We start from the raw sequence: 15031 nt of genomic DNA on the forward strand, positions 1-15031 counted from the left end.
TCTTGCGGGGGTGAAATGATGAGTAAAATGCGAGTTTACGAATACGCAAAAAAATTCAACATATCAAGTAAAGATGTTATTACAAAGCTGAAAGACATGAATGTAGAAGTCTCGAATCATATGACAACACTAGAAGAGGAAGCAGTAAAAAAATTGGATAGTATTTATAATAAAAGTACAGAAGCGATACAAAATAACAATAAGAATGCTGTATCAAAAAATATAGCAGAAACTTATGAAGAAGAAAGTGATGCAATGGCTGAAAAAGGAAAAACAACTCAAACTAAAACTAATAATACAAAACCAGGTTTCAACAAACCAAAAGGCAACAACAACAACAATAATAACAATAAAAACAGAAATAACAACAACAATCGCAAGGGGAAACAAGGTCAAGCTCCAGCAGCTCCTCCAGCTCCTAAAAAAGAAAAAGAACTGCCAACAAAAATTACGTTCAGTGATTCATTAACAGTTGCAGAACTTGCAAAAAAACTGCATCGTGAACCTTCTGAAATCATCAAAAAATTATTCATGCTTGGTGTAATGGCTACGATCAACCAAGATCTTGACAAAGATTCCATTGAACTAATTGCTGGAGATTATGGTGTAGAAGTAGAAGAAGAAATTAAAATTGATACAACTGATCTTGAAGTGTATTTCGGTGATGACGAAGAAGCTGCTTTAATCGAACGTCCATCTGTTGTTACAATCATGGGTCACGTTGACCATGGTAAAACAACATTGCTTGACAGCATCCGTAACACGAAAGTGACTGCAGGTGAAGCAGGCGGTATTACACAGCATATCGGTGCATACCAAATTGAAGAGAACGGTAAAAAAATTACCTTCCTTGATACACCAGGACATGCTGCGTTTACAACAATGCGTGCACGCGGTGCTAAAATTACGGATATCACAATCCTTGTTGTTGCAGCTGACGACGGAGTAATGCCTCAAACAGTTGAAGCAATTAACCATGCGAAAGCGGCTGAAGTGCCAATTATCGTAGCTGTAAACAAAATGGATAAACCGACTGCAAACCCAGACAGAGTTATGCAGGAACTGACAGAACATGGATTAGTACCAGAAGCTTGGGGTGGAGATACTATTTTTGTACCGCTATCTGCATTAACTGGTGAAGGTATTGATACACTTCTTGAAATGATTCTTCTTGTAGGGGAAGTAGAAGAGTACAAGGCTAATCCAGATCGCAATGCTGTTGGTACAGTTATTGAGGCAGAGTTGGATAAAGGTAAAGGTTCTGTTGCGACATTATTAGTCCAGAACGGAACATTAAACATCGGTGATCCAATCGTTGTCGGAAACACATTTGGCCGTGTCCGTGCAATGGTAAATGATCTTGGCCGTCGTGTTAAAACTGCAGGTCCATCTACTCCTGTTGAAATCACGGGATTAAATGAAGTACCGCAAGCTGGTGACCGCTTCGTTGTATTTAAAGACGAAAAAACGGCACGCCAAATTGGTGAAGCACGTTCTTCTATAGCAATTCAGGCACAGAGATCTGAAAAGGCGAGAATCAGCCTTGATAACTTATTCGAACATATGAAACAAGGCGAAATGAAAGACTTGAACATCGTACTGAAAGCAGACGTTCAAGGTTCAGCTGAGGCGCTAGCAGCAGCACTTTACAAAATCGAAGTTGAAGGTGTAAATGTTAAAATCATCCATACTGGTGTCGGTGCTATTAACGAATCTGACATTACTCTAGCAGCTGCTTCTAATGCGATTGTTATCGGCTTTAACGTAAGACCAGATGTCAACGCGAAAAGAGCTGCAGATGCCGAAGCAGTAGATGTGCGCTTACACCGCATTATCTATAAAGTAATTGAAGAGATTGAAGCGGCAATGAAAGGTATGCTTGATCCTGAGTTCGAAGAGAAAGTTATCGGTCAGGCTGAAGTTCGCCAAACATTCAAAGTTTCAAAAATCGGTACGATTGCTGGTTCTTATATAACTGATGGAAAAATTACAAGAGACAGCGGTATCCGCATCATCAGAGATGGCATTGTTATCTTTGAAGGAGAAGTTGATGCGCTGAAACGTTTCAAAGATGATGCAAAAGAGGTTTCTCAAGGGTATGAATGTGGTATCACTATTAAGAACTTCAATGATATGAAAGAAGGAGACATCATTGAAGCTTATGTAATGCAAGAAATTGAGCGCAAATGATTGTCGGTCTTCTGACAGTTGAGTGCATCATTTATGATGCTCATTCGCTCAAGGAGAAGCGCGCTGTACTCCAGCGAATTATGGATCGCTTGAAACAAAAATTTAATATAGCTGTTTCGGAGGTTGACTTCCAGGATATGTGGCAGCGGACAGAGCTCGCCGTTGTAACGGTAGCATCTGTCAAGGTTGCAGCAGAAAGAGAGCTTCAGAATGCTTTGAAGCTGATCGATTCATTTCCGGAAATTGAAGCTTCGACGACAGCTATAGAATGGCTTTAATAGAACGAGGTGAGAATGTTATGAGCCTTAGACCCAACCGTGTTGGCGAACAAATGAAAAAAGAGCTTGGCGAGATCATTACGAGAAAGATTAAAGATCCTCGTATTGGCTTCGTTACAGTTACAGATGTTCAAGTAACAGGTGACCTGCAGCAGGCAACTGTATACATTTCCGTATTGGGAGATCAAGAACAACGCGAAAATACCCTAAAAGGGCTGGCAAAAGCAAAAGGATTTATACGTTCTGAAATTGGACAAAGAATTCGCTTGCGCAAAACGCCAGAGATTACTTTTGAATTTGATGAGTCTATTGATTACGGAAACAGAATCGATACATTGCTTCATCAAATAGCAAGAGAATCGGAATCAGAATCAGATAAATAAGAAAGCTGTTAAATAATTTTAGCAGCAAGTATGACTCCTATTTTCATCTGTCTTAAAAGCAAAGAGGGTATTCCTCTTTGTTTTTGAAACAATAGACAATAGGAGTCATTTTGTTTAACAGAAAGGGTTGGAAAATATGGAGGGCATTTTGCCATTATGGAAGCCGAAGGGCATGACATCACACGACTGTGTGTTTAAGCTTCGCAAAATATTGCGCATGAAAAAAATCGGTCATACAGGGACATTGGATCCTGATGTTACAGGTGTTCTACCGATTTGCTTAGGAAGGGCGACTAAGGTTGCTGAATACATAACAGATGCAGGTAAATCGTATGAAGGGGAAGTAACCATCGGATACTCCACAACAACAGAAGACAGCTCAGGCGACAAGGTCGAGGAAAAAGTCGTAACAGGTTCCATTACAAGGGAACAAGTGGAGGAAGTACTCCGTTCACTGACAGGTGTAATTAAACAAACTCCACCGATGTTTTCAGCTGTGAAAGTCAATGGGAAAAGGCTCTACGAGTATGCAAGACAGGGAATAGAAGTAGAGCGGCCAACACGGGAAGTGACAATCTACAAGATAGAACTGCTTGATGAGTGGGAGTCACTGTCCGGTGAGCAAGTTTCCTTCCGCTTTAAAGTGGATTGCAGCAAAGGGACATATATTCGAACATTAGCAGTCATGATTGGAGAGAAGCTCGGTTACCCTGCTCATATGTCGGATCTATCAAGAACCCGTTCGGCCACAATGACTTTGTCCGATTGTCTTACCTTTGAGCAGATTGAAGAAGCGCAAAGTAAAGGGCTTTTAGAGCAAAGCTTGAGACCGATTGAGGATGCGCTCAGTTATTTGCCGAAATATGAAATAAATGATACATTAGCTATGAGAGTCCGCAACGGTGCAGTGCTTGAAGCGCCGCCCGAGCTCCTCCAAACGGAAGGGCCAATTGCTGTGTTTACGGAAAGTGGTGAAGCTATAGCGATTTATGTGCATCATCCTTCCAAACAAGGAATGATAAAGCCTTCAAAAATTTTAAAGGTTTTGTAAATAGACTGTAGCGTTGTCGGTATAAGGACAGGCATAAGAAAAATAAATTTCAGGTGCTAGAAAAAGGTGAGTCAAGTTTGAGAGTAGTGAGAATAGATAATATAGAAAATATGCATTCTATGGAAATTCCTTCACTGGTTATGGCTTTGGGCTACTTTGACGGAGTCCATCTTGGCCATCAGAAGGTCATCGGGGAAGCTAAAAAAATTGCCGGCGAATTGGGATTGAAGACTGGAGTTATGACCTTTGATCCCCATCCGTCTCTAGTGTTGTCAAAAGAAAAGAAACAAATCGGTCTGATTACGTCACTGGAAACGAAAATTGCTGAGATGGAGAAGCTTGGTGTTGATTACTTATTTATCGTCCATTTCACAAAAGAGTTTGCCGGATTGCATCCGCAAAGATTTGTTGATCAATATTTGGTGGATCTTAATGTTAAGCATGTTGTTTGCGGGTTTGATTATACGTATGGAATGAAAGCAGCAGGCACTTCCGAAACATTGGCTCTTCATGGCCGTGAGCGGTTTGGGACAACGATAATCAGCAAGGAGACCTTTGAAGGGGAGAAGGTTAGCTCAACCTTAATCAGATCCTATATAAATGCTGGAGATATGGAAAAGGTTCCAAAGCTCCTTGGCCGTTTCTATACAAACCACGGTAAAGTCATTCACGGCGACAAGCGGGGCAGAACGATTGGTTTCCCAACAGCGAACGTCAAGACTGGGGACGAGGAAATCATTCCTCCACAAGGCGTATATGCTGTGAAAGTGAATGTTGGCGAGAAATGGTATAATGGCGTCTGTAATGTGGGAACGAAGCCGACATTCCATCCTGGCAAGACTGTTCAATCCGTTGAAGCGCATATTTTCGAGTTTAATCAAGATATTTATGATCAGATTATTACCATTGAATGGCATATGCGGATAAGAAGCGAGAAGAAATTTAACGGCATTCAAGAGCTTGTTGAGCAAATTGAAAGAGATAAGCAGACAGCAATTGCTTACTTTGCTAATCTATAATGTTTAAAAATAACTAGGATTGGCAATGATAGTGACAGGTATCCCAATCCTAAAAAATTAATAGATGATTTTCTTGCTTTTTTTATGAAAAAAGGTTATTCTTATAAACGTACTAAAAACAACCTTTGCTTGGCAAAATCGAATCACCAACGTTTTGCTCAGTAAATGGGGATTAGTGTAATAGGATATAGGAGGTGAAACAGGATGGCAATCACTCAAGAACGTAAAAACGAACTTATCAATGAGTACAAAACGCATGAGAACGATACTGGATCTCCAGAAGTTCAAATCGCTGTCCTTACTGAGTCTATTAACAACCTGAATGATCATTTACGTACACACAAAAAAGATCATCACTCACGTCGTGGTCTTTTGAAAATGGTAGGTAGACGTCGTAATCTACTAACTTACCTACGTAATAAAGACGTTCAACGTTACCGTGTTTTAATCAACAAACTTGGTCTACGTAGATAGTATTAAAAAGCGGGATACTTGTTCCCGCTTTTTTATTGTGCAAGAAGACAACTATAACTATTGACATATATACTTGATAACTAATGAATAGATTACATAATTGTTGGTGGACACTGACTTTTGACATAAACGAATTTAACTGAAATAATATGTAATAAGTATTTTGGTAATGATAAAAAATATCCATGTAGGTTTAGGTAGCACTAAAATAACCAAAACCTCTAACAAGTGAAATGAGTAGAGAGGGGTTTTTAGAATGGGACAAGATAAACATGTCTATTCAATGGACTGGGCAGGCAGGAAGCTCTCAGTCGAAATCGGCCAATTGGCAAAACAAGCAAACGGCGCAGCATTGGTGCGTTACGGGGATACAGCAGTTCTAAGTACAGCAACTGCATCAAAAGAACCAAAGAATTTAGACTTCTTTCCTTTAACAGTTAACTATGAAGAGCGTCTGTATGCTGTTGGTAAAATCCCAGGCGGTTTTATTAAAAGAGAAGGCAGACCAAGTGAAAGAGCAATCTTGGCGAGCCGTTTAATCGATAGACCAATCCGTCCGCTATTTGCTGATGGTTTCCGTAACGAAGTACAGGTTGTCAGCCTTGTAATGAGTGTGGATCAAGATTGCACGTCGGAGATGGCGGCAATGTTCGGATCTTCCTTGGCATTATCTGTATCTGATATACCGTTCGGAGGACCGATTGCAGGCGTATATGTCGGCAGAATTGACGGCGAATTCATCATCAATCCAACAGTGGAACAAGCAGAAAAAAGCGATATTACGCTTGCTGTTGCAGGAACTAAGGATGCCATTAACATGGTTGAAGCAGGCGCTTTAGAAGTACCTGAAGAAGTGATGCTTGAAGCAATCATGTTTGGACATAACGAAATTAAAAAGCTAATTGAATTCCAAGAAAAGATCGTATCCGAAATCGGTAAAGAAAAAGTAGATGTAGTTCTTTATGAGTTGGACAAGGATATTGAAGCAGAAGTTCGCGGACTATGCGAAAAAGAAATGCTTGATGCGATCAGAGTTCAAGAAAAGCATGCTCGTGAAGCAGCTATTAGAGAAGTGAAAAATTCTGTTGTTGCGAAATATGAAACAGAAGAAGCAGATGAAGACAAGCTGAAACAAGTAAAGCAAATTCTTGATAAACTTGTTAAAAATGAAGTTCGTCGTCTCATCACAGAAGATAAAGTAAGACCTGATGGACGTGGACTTGAAGAGATTCGCCCACTGTCATCAGAAGTTGACCTTCTTCCACGTACACATGGATCAGGCTTGTTTACTCGCGGACAAACTCAAGCGCTCAGCATTTGTACTTTAGGAGCATTAGGTGATGTGCAAATCTTGGACGGCCTTGGTGTCGAAGAAGAAAAACGTTTTATGCATCATTATAACTTCCCTAACTTCAGCGTTGGTGAAACAGGGCCAATGCGCGGACCTGGACGTCGTGAAATCGGACATGGAGCACTTGGTGAAAGAGCATTGGAACCAATTATTCCATCTGAGAAGGATTTCCCTTATACAATCCGTCTAGTATCAGAAGTGTTGGAATCTAATGGTTCTACATCCCAAGCAAGTATCTGTGCAAGCACGCTTGCAATGATGGATGCTGGTGTTCCGATTAAAGCTCCGGTTGCAGGTATTGCAATGGGTCTTATTGCATCAGGCGAACATTACAGTATCTTAACAGATATTCAAGGCATGGAAGACCATCTTGGAGATATGGATTTTAAAGTAGCAGGTACAGCAAAAGGTGTTACAGCATTGCAGATGGATATTAAGATTGAAGGACTTTCAAGACAAATTCTTGAAGAGGCTTTGCAACAGGCAAAAATCGGCCGTATGCAAATCCTTGAATCAATGCTTGCAACAATCCAAACACCAAGAGAAGAACTGTCCACATATGCACCAAAAATCTTAATGATGACAATTAATCCAGATAAAATCCGTGATGTTATTGGGCCAAGCGGTAAACAAATCAATAAAATCATTGAAGAAACTGGCGTGAAAATTGACATTGAACAAGATGGAACAGTGTTTATCTCTTCAGTGGATGATGAAATGAACAAAAAGGCGAAAGCGATTATCGAAGATATTGTCCGTGAAGTTGTTGTCGGTCAAATGTATCTTGGTAAAGTAAAACGAATTGAAAAATTCGGAGCATTTGTAGAAATCTTCAACGGTAAAGATGGACTAGTTCATATTTCTGAACTTGCAGAAGAAAGAATCGGTAAGGTCGAAGATGTTGTTGCGATCGGTGACGAAATTCTTGTTAAAGTAACAGAAATTGATAAACAGGGCAGAGTAAATCTTTCCCGCAAAGCTGTACTGAAGGAACAAAAAGAACAAGCAGAAGATGCAACAAAATAATTTTTTAAAATGAGGTTTGACTCTAATGATTTCTGTATTTAACGCAGCTATTGCTGTTAGGCAGTGAATTTTTAAGGGTCTGCCTTTTTTTATATAGATGGTAAAAAGACTGCCAAGCTTTAGATATTTACGCTTTTCATTACGTTCTACCTTGTCCTCCTTCTACATAAAGATTTAGTAGGAGGGGATTTAGAATGAAAAGAATAATTCCGATGGCTGGTCTATTGTTAGCAGCATGGTTTGTTGCCAACAATCCATTGTCCAATACATATGTAGCAACTTTAGTTGATAACAGAGAGAGTGTGACTGTGTCCAAAAGCACTAGTCCACTGTATGAAACAATTGAAAGTAATGCAGACAAGTACAGAGTCGAAGCAGTTGATGCGAAGATTGATCCTGTGTGGAAGGCGATTCCAGGTATTAATGGGTTAGAGGTCGACGTACAGGCATCCTACAAGAAAATGAAAAAAGTCGGCGTTTTTGATAAACAAAAACTCGTATATAAACAACTAAAGCCGAAGGTGCATCTCGAAGATCTTCCGGCAGCAGCCATTTATAAAGGCAATCCTGAGAAAAAAATGATCAGCTTTATCATTAATGTTGCTTGGGGCAATGAATATCTGCCTGATATTTTAGCAACTTTAAAAAAGCATCATGTTAAGGCAAGTTTTTTTCTTGAGGGCAGATGGGTTCAAAAAAATCCAGAATTGGCAAAAATGATCGCAGAGGCTGGCCACGAGGTAGGCAATCATTCTTACACACATCCTGATATGAGCAAAATTAGTGAAGCGAAAATCAGAGAAGAAATAACAAAAACAAATGATGTAATTGAAGCAACAACAGGAAAAACAGTAACATGGCTTGCGCCTCCGAGCGGTTATTATAATGAATCAGTTGTGAAAATTGCTAAAGAGCAAAACTTAGGCACCTTAATGTGGTCAGTTGACACAATTGATTGGCAAAAGCCGAGTCCGGAAGTGTTGCTGCAGCGTGTAATGGGTAAAGTCCATAATGGAGCAATGATTTTAATGCATCCAACCGAATCTACGGCAAACAGTTTAGATGAACTCATCAGCCAAATCCAAGCTAAAAATTTGGAAATTAATACTGTCACAGAAATGCTCAGCGAGGACCGTTCTATGCCTGATAAGTAATTGTTTGCAAGTTTTAGAACAATTATTTTCATAATGAAACAACTTTTTGGCAAAAATACGAAGAATAAGATATACTAGCAGTCGCGAGCAGTTACATTGGCAAACGAGAACAGGAGGAACTTACTTGATAAAAAGATACACTTGCCAAAACGGAGTTAGAATAGTGCTGGAAAATATCCCTACCGTGCGTTCTGTAGCTATCGGTGTTTGGATTGGCACTGGGTCTAGAAAAGAAGACGAAAAAAATAATGGCGTGTCTCATTTTTTAGAGCACATGTTTTTTAAAGGAACAAAAACAAGAAATGCTAGAGAGATAGCTGAGTCATTTGATAGCATCGGCGGTCAGGTTAATGCATTCACTTCAAAAGAGTACACTTGCTATTATGCAAAAGTACTTGATACACATGCAGATTTTGCACTTGAGGTGCTTGCTGATATGTTCTTCCATTCCACTTTTGAAGAGGGAGAGCTGAAGAAAGAGAAAAATGTCGTCTACGAAGAAATAAAAATGTACGAAGACACACCTGACGATATTGTTCATGACTTATTGAGCCAGGCAGTGTATGAGAAGCATCCGCTTGGTTATCCGATTTTAGGGACAGAGGAAACATTAAGCACTTTCAATGGCGATACATTGAGAGAGTATATGTTTGAACATTACACACCTGAAAATACGGTTATCTCCATTGCAGGAAATATCACAGATGACTTTATCGCTGAAGTGGAAAAATACTTTGGAGCGTTTGAAGCAGGTAAAAGTGAAAGAGAAATTAGTAAGCCATCGTTCCATACGAACAGAATTTCTCGTAAAAAGGAAACAGAGCAGGCACATCTTTGCCTAGGATATGAAGGATTGCAAGTTGGCCATGAGGATATGTACAGCTTGATTTCTTTAAATAATATTCTTGGCGGCAGCATGAGCAGCAGATTGTTCCAGGATGTAAGGGAGCAAAAAGGCTTAGCATACTCAGTCTTTTCTTATCATTCCTCCTTCCAAGACAGCGGAATTGTGACAATCTACGGCGGAACTGGTGCAAAACAGCTGGATGAGCTGTATGAAACGATTCAGACGACTCTTGCTAACCTAAAACGAGATGGCATTACTGAAAAAGAGCTTTCAAACAGCAAGGAGCAGTTAAAAGGCAGCTTGATGCTGAGCTTAGAAAGCACAAACAGCCGAATGAGCCGCAACGGTAAAAATGAATTATTGCTTGGAAAACACCATACTTTAGATGAGATTATTGCGAAAATAGACAAGGTATCCAATGCAGATGTGAACAAGATGGCACATCAGATTTTCACTGATTCCTTTTCTGTATCGCTTATCAGTCCTGACGGCAATATGCCGAAAAGCCTTCTATAATATAGAAGGGGTTACATAAAAAATACTTTTAGCTAGTCTAATTCTCTACCTCTGTTGATATGATAATAGAAAAGCATTAATCATTAGGAGGCAGAGAAATGAGACTAAGCGAATTAAGCGGAAAAGAGCTTGTAGATGTGAAAAATGCCGTCCGGCTTGGCATGCTCGGTCAAACAGATTTAGAAATAAATGAAAAGGACGGGCAAATCAAAACTTTGTTGATTCCCTCCCTTAAATGGTTTGGCTTCCGGAAGACAGGGGATGAACTGAGAGTGCCTTGGTCCCATATAAAAAAAATCGGCACTGATATGATTATTATCGATATTCCGAATAAGGATGACACGACTAATTTGTAAAAGTCCGGCCCATTATCCCAAGTTAACATAACAGGGATAAATGGCGCCGGGCTTTTTTTGTTTTTGGAAAATACTGCATGCGATGATTTTAGAGGAAAATCTATAAAGCAACTCACCTAAAACAAGATCGTGACATAAGATGTTGGAGTAGTAATTGATTAGTGTTAGGATCTTTAAAAAAGAAGGTGAAATATACATGCTGACAGGGATGAAAATCGCCATTATCGGCGGCGATGCAAGGCAGCTCGAAATTGTCCGCAAGCTGACAGAGCAGCATGCACAGCTTTCTTTAGTTGGCTTTGAACAGCTGGATCATGCTTTTGCTGGAGCCACAAAAGAAAAGATCGATAATGTGGATTTTTCAATGATTGATGCGATCATTCTGCCTGTTAAAGGAACCGATCTAAACGGACAGGTGGATACAATCTTTTCAAATGAAAAGGTTTTTTTAACAGAAGAATTGCTAGAGAAAACACCGTCCCATTGTACTATTTATTCGGGAATCACCAATGACTATTTAAATGGCATTATCTCAAGTACAAATCGTTCGCTCGTACAGCTGTTTAACAGAGATGATGTGGCAATACTGAACAGCATTCCAACGGTAGAAGGCACGATTATGATGGCTATTCAGCATACGGATACAACCATTCATGGTTCGAATATCCTAATACTTGGTTTAGGCCGTGTTGGAATGAGTGTAGCAAGGACGTTTCATGCATTAGGAGGCAAGGTGAAGGTTGCAGCAAGTGAGAGCGAGCACCTGGCCAGAATCTTAGAAATGGGCTTGACGCCCGTCCCGTTATCAGAATTAGAAAAAGCGGTTTGTGATATAGATATGTGCATTAACACCATTCCCCACCTTGTTGTTACATCCTCTGTCATTGAAAAAATGCCACTGCATACATTAATCATTGATCTTGCCTCCAAACCAGGTGGTACAGATTTCCAATATGCAGAAAAAAGAGGGGTTAAGGCGCTGCTTGCACCTAGCTTGCCTGGAATTGTTGCGCCTAAGACTGCTGGGAATATACTAGCAGAGGTTCTATCACAGCTGCTGCAAGAAGAATGGCAAAGTCGAAAGGAGCAATCATAAATGAGCTTACAAGGAAAAAGAATCGGATTTGGAATTTCTGCTTCCCACTGCACATATGCAGAAGTTATGCCGCAAGTAGAAAGGCTTGTAAGTCTTGGAGCTGATGTCGTTCCTGTTGTTACAGGCAATGTTCAGCATACAGACACAAGATTTGGTAAAGGATTGGAATGGATCGGTAAACTGGAGGAAGTAACAGGGAATGAAATTATTGACAGCATTGTCAAAGCGGAGCCTCTAGGACCTAAAATTCCCCTTGATTGCATGGTAATAGCTCCGCTTACTGGGAATAGCATGAGTAAATTCGCTAATGCTATGACAGACAATGCAGTACTTATGGCAGCAAAAGCTACGCTAAGAAACCAAAAGCCAGTCGTTTTAGGTATATCGACGAATGATGCTTTAGGCTTAAATGGAGTTAACCTAATGCGCTTGATGGCAACAAAACATATTTATTTCATTCCTTTCGGCCAGGACGATCCAGACAAAAAGCCAAATTCCATGGTTGCAAGAATGAGCATGCTGGCTGAGACAATTAACGCTGCATTAGAAGGAAAACAAATACAGCCTGTTATCGTCGAAAAATATTTAGATAAGTGAAAATAATAGAATAATTTATACTGTTTTTTAACTTTTTGTCATATTTCAAGTAAAAAGGTTCTGTTCATATAGCACGAATATGTTAAAATAGAGAATATTCATTTGGCGGCGAGCTTGTCGCCGTCATTAATTGTATAATATACAGAGAAAACACCTGAAAGAAGGGGAGCCTTTATGGAGCAAAAAAAAGGATTTAATGTAGCAGTGGTTGGAGCAACTGGAGCAGTAGGACAACAAATGATTAAAACATTGGAAACAAGAGATTTTCCCATTTCAAAATTAACTCTTTTGTCTTCTAAGCGTTCTGCAGGGACAAAGGTTACTTATAAAGGCAAGGAAATCACAGTGGAGGAAGCGACACCTGAAAGCTTCCAAGGAATTGACATTGCCTTGTTCTCAGCAGGCGGAGGCGTATCAAAGGATCTTGCACCACATGCTGTAGAGCATGGTGCGATTGTAGTCGATAATACAAGTGCATTCCGCATGGATGAAAACGTACCGTTGGTCGTTCCAGAAGTGAATGAAGAAGATTTGCATAAGCATAACGGCATTATCGCAAATCCAAACTGTTCTACTATTCAAATGGTTGTAGCTCTTCAGCCGTTAAAAGAAAAATACGGTTTGAAGAAAGTGCTTGTCTCCACATACCAAGCTGTTTCAGGATCAGGTGCAGCAGCGGTGGATGAGCTTAACAGCCAGACGAAAGCAATCATCAATGAAGAGAGCTTTGAACCGAAAATTCTTCCAGTAAAAAGCGATAAGAAGCATTATCAAATTGCCTTCAACGCTATTCCGCAAATTGACGTATTTACGGACAACGGATTTACGTATGAAGAAATGAAAATGATCAACGAAACGAAAAAAATTATGCATGACGAGGATCTTAAAGTAGCGGCTACTTGTGTGAGAATCCCTGTTGCTACAGGCCATTCTGAATCCGTTTATTTTGAACTGGATGCAACAGACGTAACAGCATCCGATATCCAAAGCTTGCTGAAAGACGCTCCAGGTGTCATTTTGCAGGACGACATCCAAAATCAAGTATATCCAATGCCGGCTGATTGTGTCGGATCAAATGATGTATTTGTAGGTCGTATCCGCAAAGACCTTGATACAGAAAACGGGTTTCATATGTGGGTTGTTTCCGATAACCTGCTAAAAGGTGCTGCGTGGAATTCTGTTCAAATCGCTGAAAGTCTTGTAAAACTGGGACTAGTGAAATAAACAAGAATACACTTTTTAACACAGCACATCTCTTTATTATATTCTAAGCAGCGTTGCCCTTATCATAAATTTGCGGCAAACTGTTTCATATAATAGCAATAAGGGGACATGTTTGAGGAACTGCAGCTTTCTAGCAAATGAAGATGCGGATTCTTCATAGTGATCCCCTTTTTATTAAGAAACACTTTTTAAAAGTGTCCAGAGGTGTATAGCAATGACAAACATAGTAGTACAGAAATTCGGAGGAACATCTGTAAGAGATGAAAACAGCCGAAATCAAGCAAAAGAGCATATTCAAGACGCTTTAGCAAGCGGTAAAAAGGTAGTAGTTGTTGTATCTGCAATGGGAAGAAAAGGAGAGCCGTATGCAACAGATACTCTTCTGTCTCTAATTGGAGGTTCTGACAGTCATTTAAGCAAAAGAGAAAATGACTTGCTGCTATCTTGTGGAGAAATCATTTCCAGCGTTGTGTTCACACAGCTTTTACTGGAAAATGACATAAAAGCAGCTGCACTTACAGGCGCACAAGCTGGCTTCATCACAAACGATGATTTTACGAACGCAAGAATATTGGAAATGGATTGCACTCGCGTATTAAAAGAGCTTGAAACACATGATGTCGTTGTAGTAGCCGGATTCCAAGGTGCTGCTACAAACGGAGATACGACTACTTTAGGCAGAGGGGGCAGTGATACTTCTGCAGCAGCATTAGGCGCAGCTTTAAACGCTGAAGTAATCGATATTTTCACAGATGTGGAAGGCATCATGACTGCAGATCCGCGCATTGCAGAAAATGCAAGACCTCTTTCTGTTGTCACATATACAGAGGTGTGCAATATGGCGTATCAAGGTGCTAAGGTAATTCACCCTAGAGCTGTGGAAATTGCAATGCAGGCGAAAGTTCCAATCCGCATTCGTTCCACACATTCAAAGGGAACTGGTACGCTTGTGACATCTAGCAGTGATGACAATAAAGGCAGTGATATCCAGGAAAGACCAGTAACGGGGATTGCTCATGTAGCAAACGTTACTCAAATTAAAGTTCTCGCCAAAAAAGACCAATATGATCTGCAATCACAAGTCTTTAAAGCGATGGCCAATGAAGAAATCAGTGTTGACTTTATTAATATTTCATTGAACAGTGTTGTTTACACTGTAACCGATGAAATGGCTAAAAAGGCGACAGCTGTTCTTCAGGAAATGGGCTATGACCCGATTGTAGAGAGTGAATGTGCAAAGGTATCTGTAGTTGGTGCCGGCATGGCAGGTGTACCTGGTGTCACTTCAAAAATAGTCACTGCACTTTCAGGTGAGGGAATTCGTATTTTGCAATCAGCGGATAGCCATACAACCATTTGGGTCCTCGTTAAACAGGAAGATTTAGTACGTGCTGTAAATGTATTGCATGATTCGTTTGATTTAGATAAGGAACAGCATTAATCACAACAAGATTGAAAATGAGAATAGG

Annotated in this window: 14 protein-coding genes; all 14 read left to right on the top strand. The window is 40.1% G+C overall.

Annotation, left to right across the window (positions count from 1 at the left end; all coding sequences use genetic code 11):
- Nucleotides 1-18: 18 nt before the first annotated feature.
- Nucleotides 19-2190 carry a translation initiation factor IF-2 gene (gene infB / locus ACLIJJ_RS08990; RefSeq protein WP_233314781.1) on the top strand — a complete coding sequence of 724 codons (2172 nt, stop codon included), beginning with the start codon at nucleotides 19-21 and terminating at the stop codon, nucleotides 2188-2190.
- Nucleotides 2187-2468 carry a DUF503 domain-containing protein gene (locus ACLIJJ_RS08995; protein ID WP_233314360.1) on the top strand — a complete coding sequence of 94 codons (282 nt, stop codon included), beginning with the start codon at nucleotides 2187-2189 and terminating at the stop codon, nucleotides 2466-2468. The genes infB and ACLIJJ_RS08995 overlap by 4 nt, the downstream gene beginning before the upstream one ends.
- Nucleotides 2469-2488: 20 nt before the next feature.
- Nucleotides 2489-2851 carry a 30S ribosome-binding factor RbfA gene (gene rbfA, locus ACLIJJ_RS09000; protein ID WP_233314359.1) on the top strand — a complete coding sequence of 121 codons (363 nt, stop codon included), beginning with the start codon at nucleotides 2489-2491 and terminating at the stop codon, nucleotides 2849-2851.
- A gap of 136 nt (nucleotides 2852-2987) precedes the next feature.
- On the top strand, nucleotides 2988-3902 hold the full coding sequence (gene truB, locus ACLIJJ_RS09005; protein ID WP_233314358.1) for a tRNA pseudouridine(55) synthase TruB: 915 nt from the start codon (nucleotides 2988-2990) through the stop codon (nucleotides 3900-3902).
- Nucleotides 3903-3979: 77 nt separating this feature from the next.
- The gene (gene ribF / locus ACLIJJ_RS09010) at nucleotides 3980-4921 is read left to right on the top strand and encodes a bifunctional riboflavin kinase/FAD synthetase (protein WP_411410762.1); all 942 of its coding nucleotides are present in this window, start codon (nucleotides 3980-3982) and stop codon (nucleotides 4919-4921) included.
- 204 nt (nucleotides 4922-5125) lie between these two features.
- Nucleotides 5126-5395, top strand: coding sequence for a 30S ribosomal protein S15 (gene rpsO, locus ACLIJJ_RS09015; RefSeq protein ID WP_101175791.1), 270 nt, complete (start codon nucleotides 5126-5128; stop codon nucleotides 5393-5395).
- Nucleotides 5396-5651: 256 nt separating this feature from the next.
- Nucleotides 5652-7772 (top strand): polyribonucleotide nucleotidyltransferase, encoded by a 2121-nt coding sequence (pnp, locus tag ACLIJJ_RS09020; protein ID WP_233314356.1) that lies wholly within the window; start codon nucleotides 5652-5654, stop codon nucleotides 7770-7772.
- Nucleotides 7773-7966: 194 nt separating this feature from the next.
- On the top strand, nucleotides 7967-8926 hold the full coding sequence (locus ACLIJJ_RS09025; protein ID WP_411410763.1) for a polysaccharide deacetylase family protein: 960 nt from the start codon (nucleotides 7967-7969) through the stop codon (nucleotides 8924-8926).
- Nucleotides 8927-9050: 124 nt separating this feature from the next.
- Complete coding sequence (locus ACLIJJ_RS09030) at nucleotides 9051-10289, top strand: M16 family metallopeptidase (protein WP_233314354.1); 1239 nt, start codon at nucleotides 9051-9053, stop codon at nucleotides 10287-10289.
- 98 nt (nucleotides 10290-10387) lie between these two features.
- Nucleotides 10388-10645, top strand: coding sequence for a YlmC/YmxH family sporulation protein (locus tag ACLIJJ_RS09035; protein ID WP_233314353.1), 258 nt, complete (start codon nucleotides 10388-10390; stop codon nucleotides 10643-10645).
- Between the two features lie 196 nt (nucleotides 10646-10841).
- Nucleotides 10842-11741: a dipicolinic acid synthetase subunit A gene (gene dpaA / locus ACLIJJ_RS09040; protein WP_237942271.1), complete on the top strand. Its 900-nt coding sequence runs from the start codon at nucleotides 10842-10844 to the stop codon at nucleotides 11739-11741.
- Nucleotides 11742-12338, top strand: coding sequence for a dipicolinate synthase subunit B (locus ACLIJJ_RS09045; RefSeq protein WP_233314352.1), 597 nt, complete (start codon nucleotides 11742-11744; stop codon nucleotides 12336-12338).
- 174 nt (nucleotides 12339-12512) lie between these two features.
- Nucleotides 12513-13562 carry an aspartate-semialdehyde dehydrogenase gene (asd, locus tag ACLIJJ_RS09050; RefSeq protein ID WP_233314351.1) on the top strand — a complete coding sequence of 350 codons (1050 nt, stop codon included), beginning with the start codon at nucleotides 12513-12515 and terminating at the stop codon, nucleotides 13560-13562.
- A 214-nt stretch (nucleotides 13563-13776) separates the two neighbouring features.
- Nucleotides 13777-15003 carry an aspartate kinase gene (gene dapG / locus ACLIJJ_RS09055; protein ID WP_237941196.1) on the top strand — a complete coding sequence of 409 codons (1227 nt, stop codon included), beginning with the start codon at nucleotides 13777-13779 and terminating at the stop codon, nucleotides 15001-15003.
- Nucleotides 15004-15031: the final 28 nt, after the last annotated feature.

Source organism: Niallia laureatilytica, assembly GCF_046613985.1.
Taxonomy (GTDB): Bacteria; Bacillota; Bacilli; order Bacillales; family Cytobacillaceae; genus Niallia.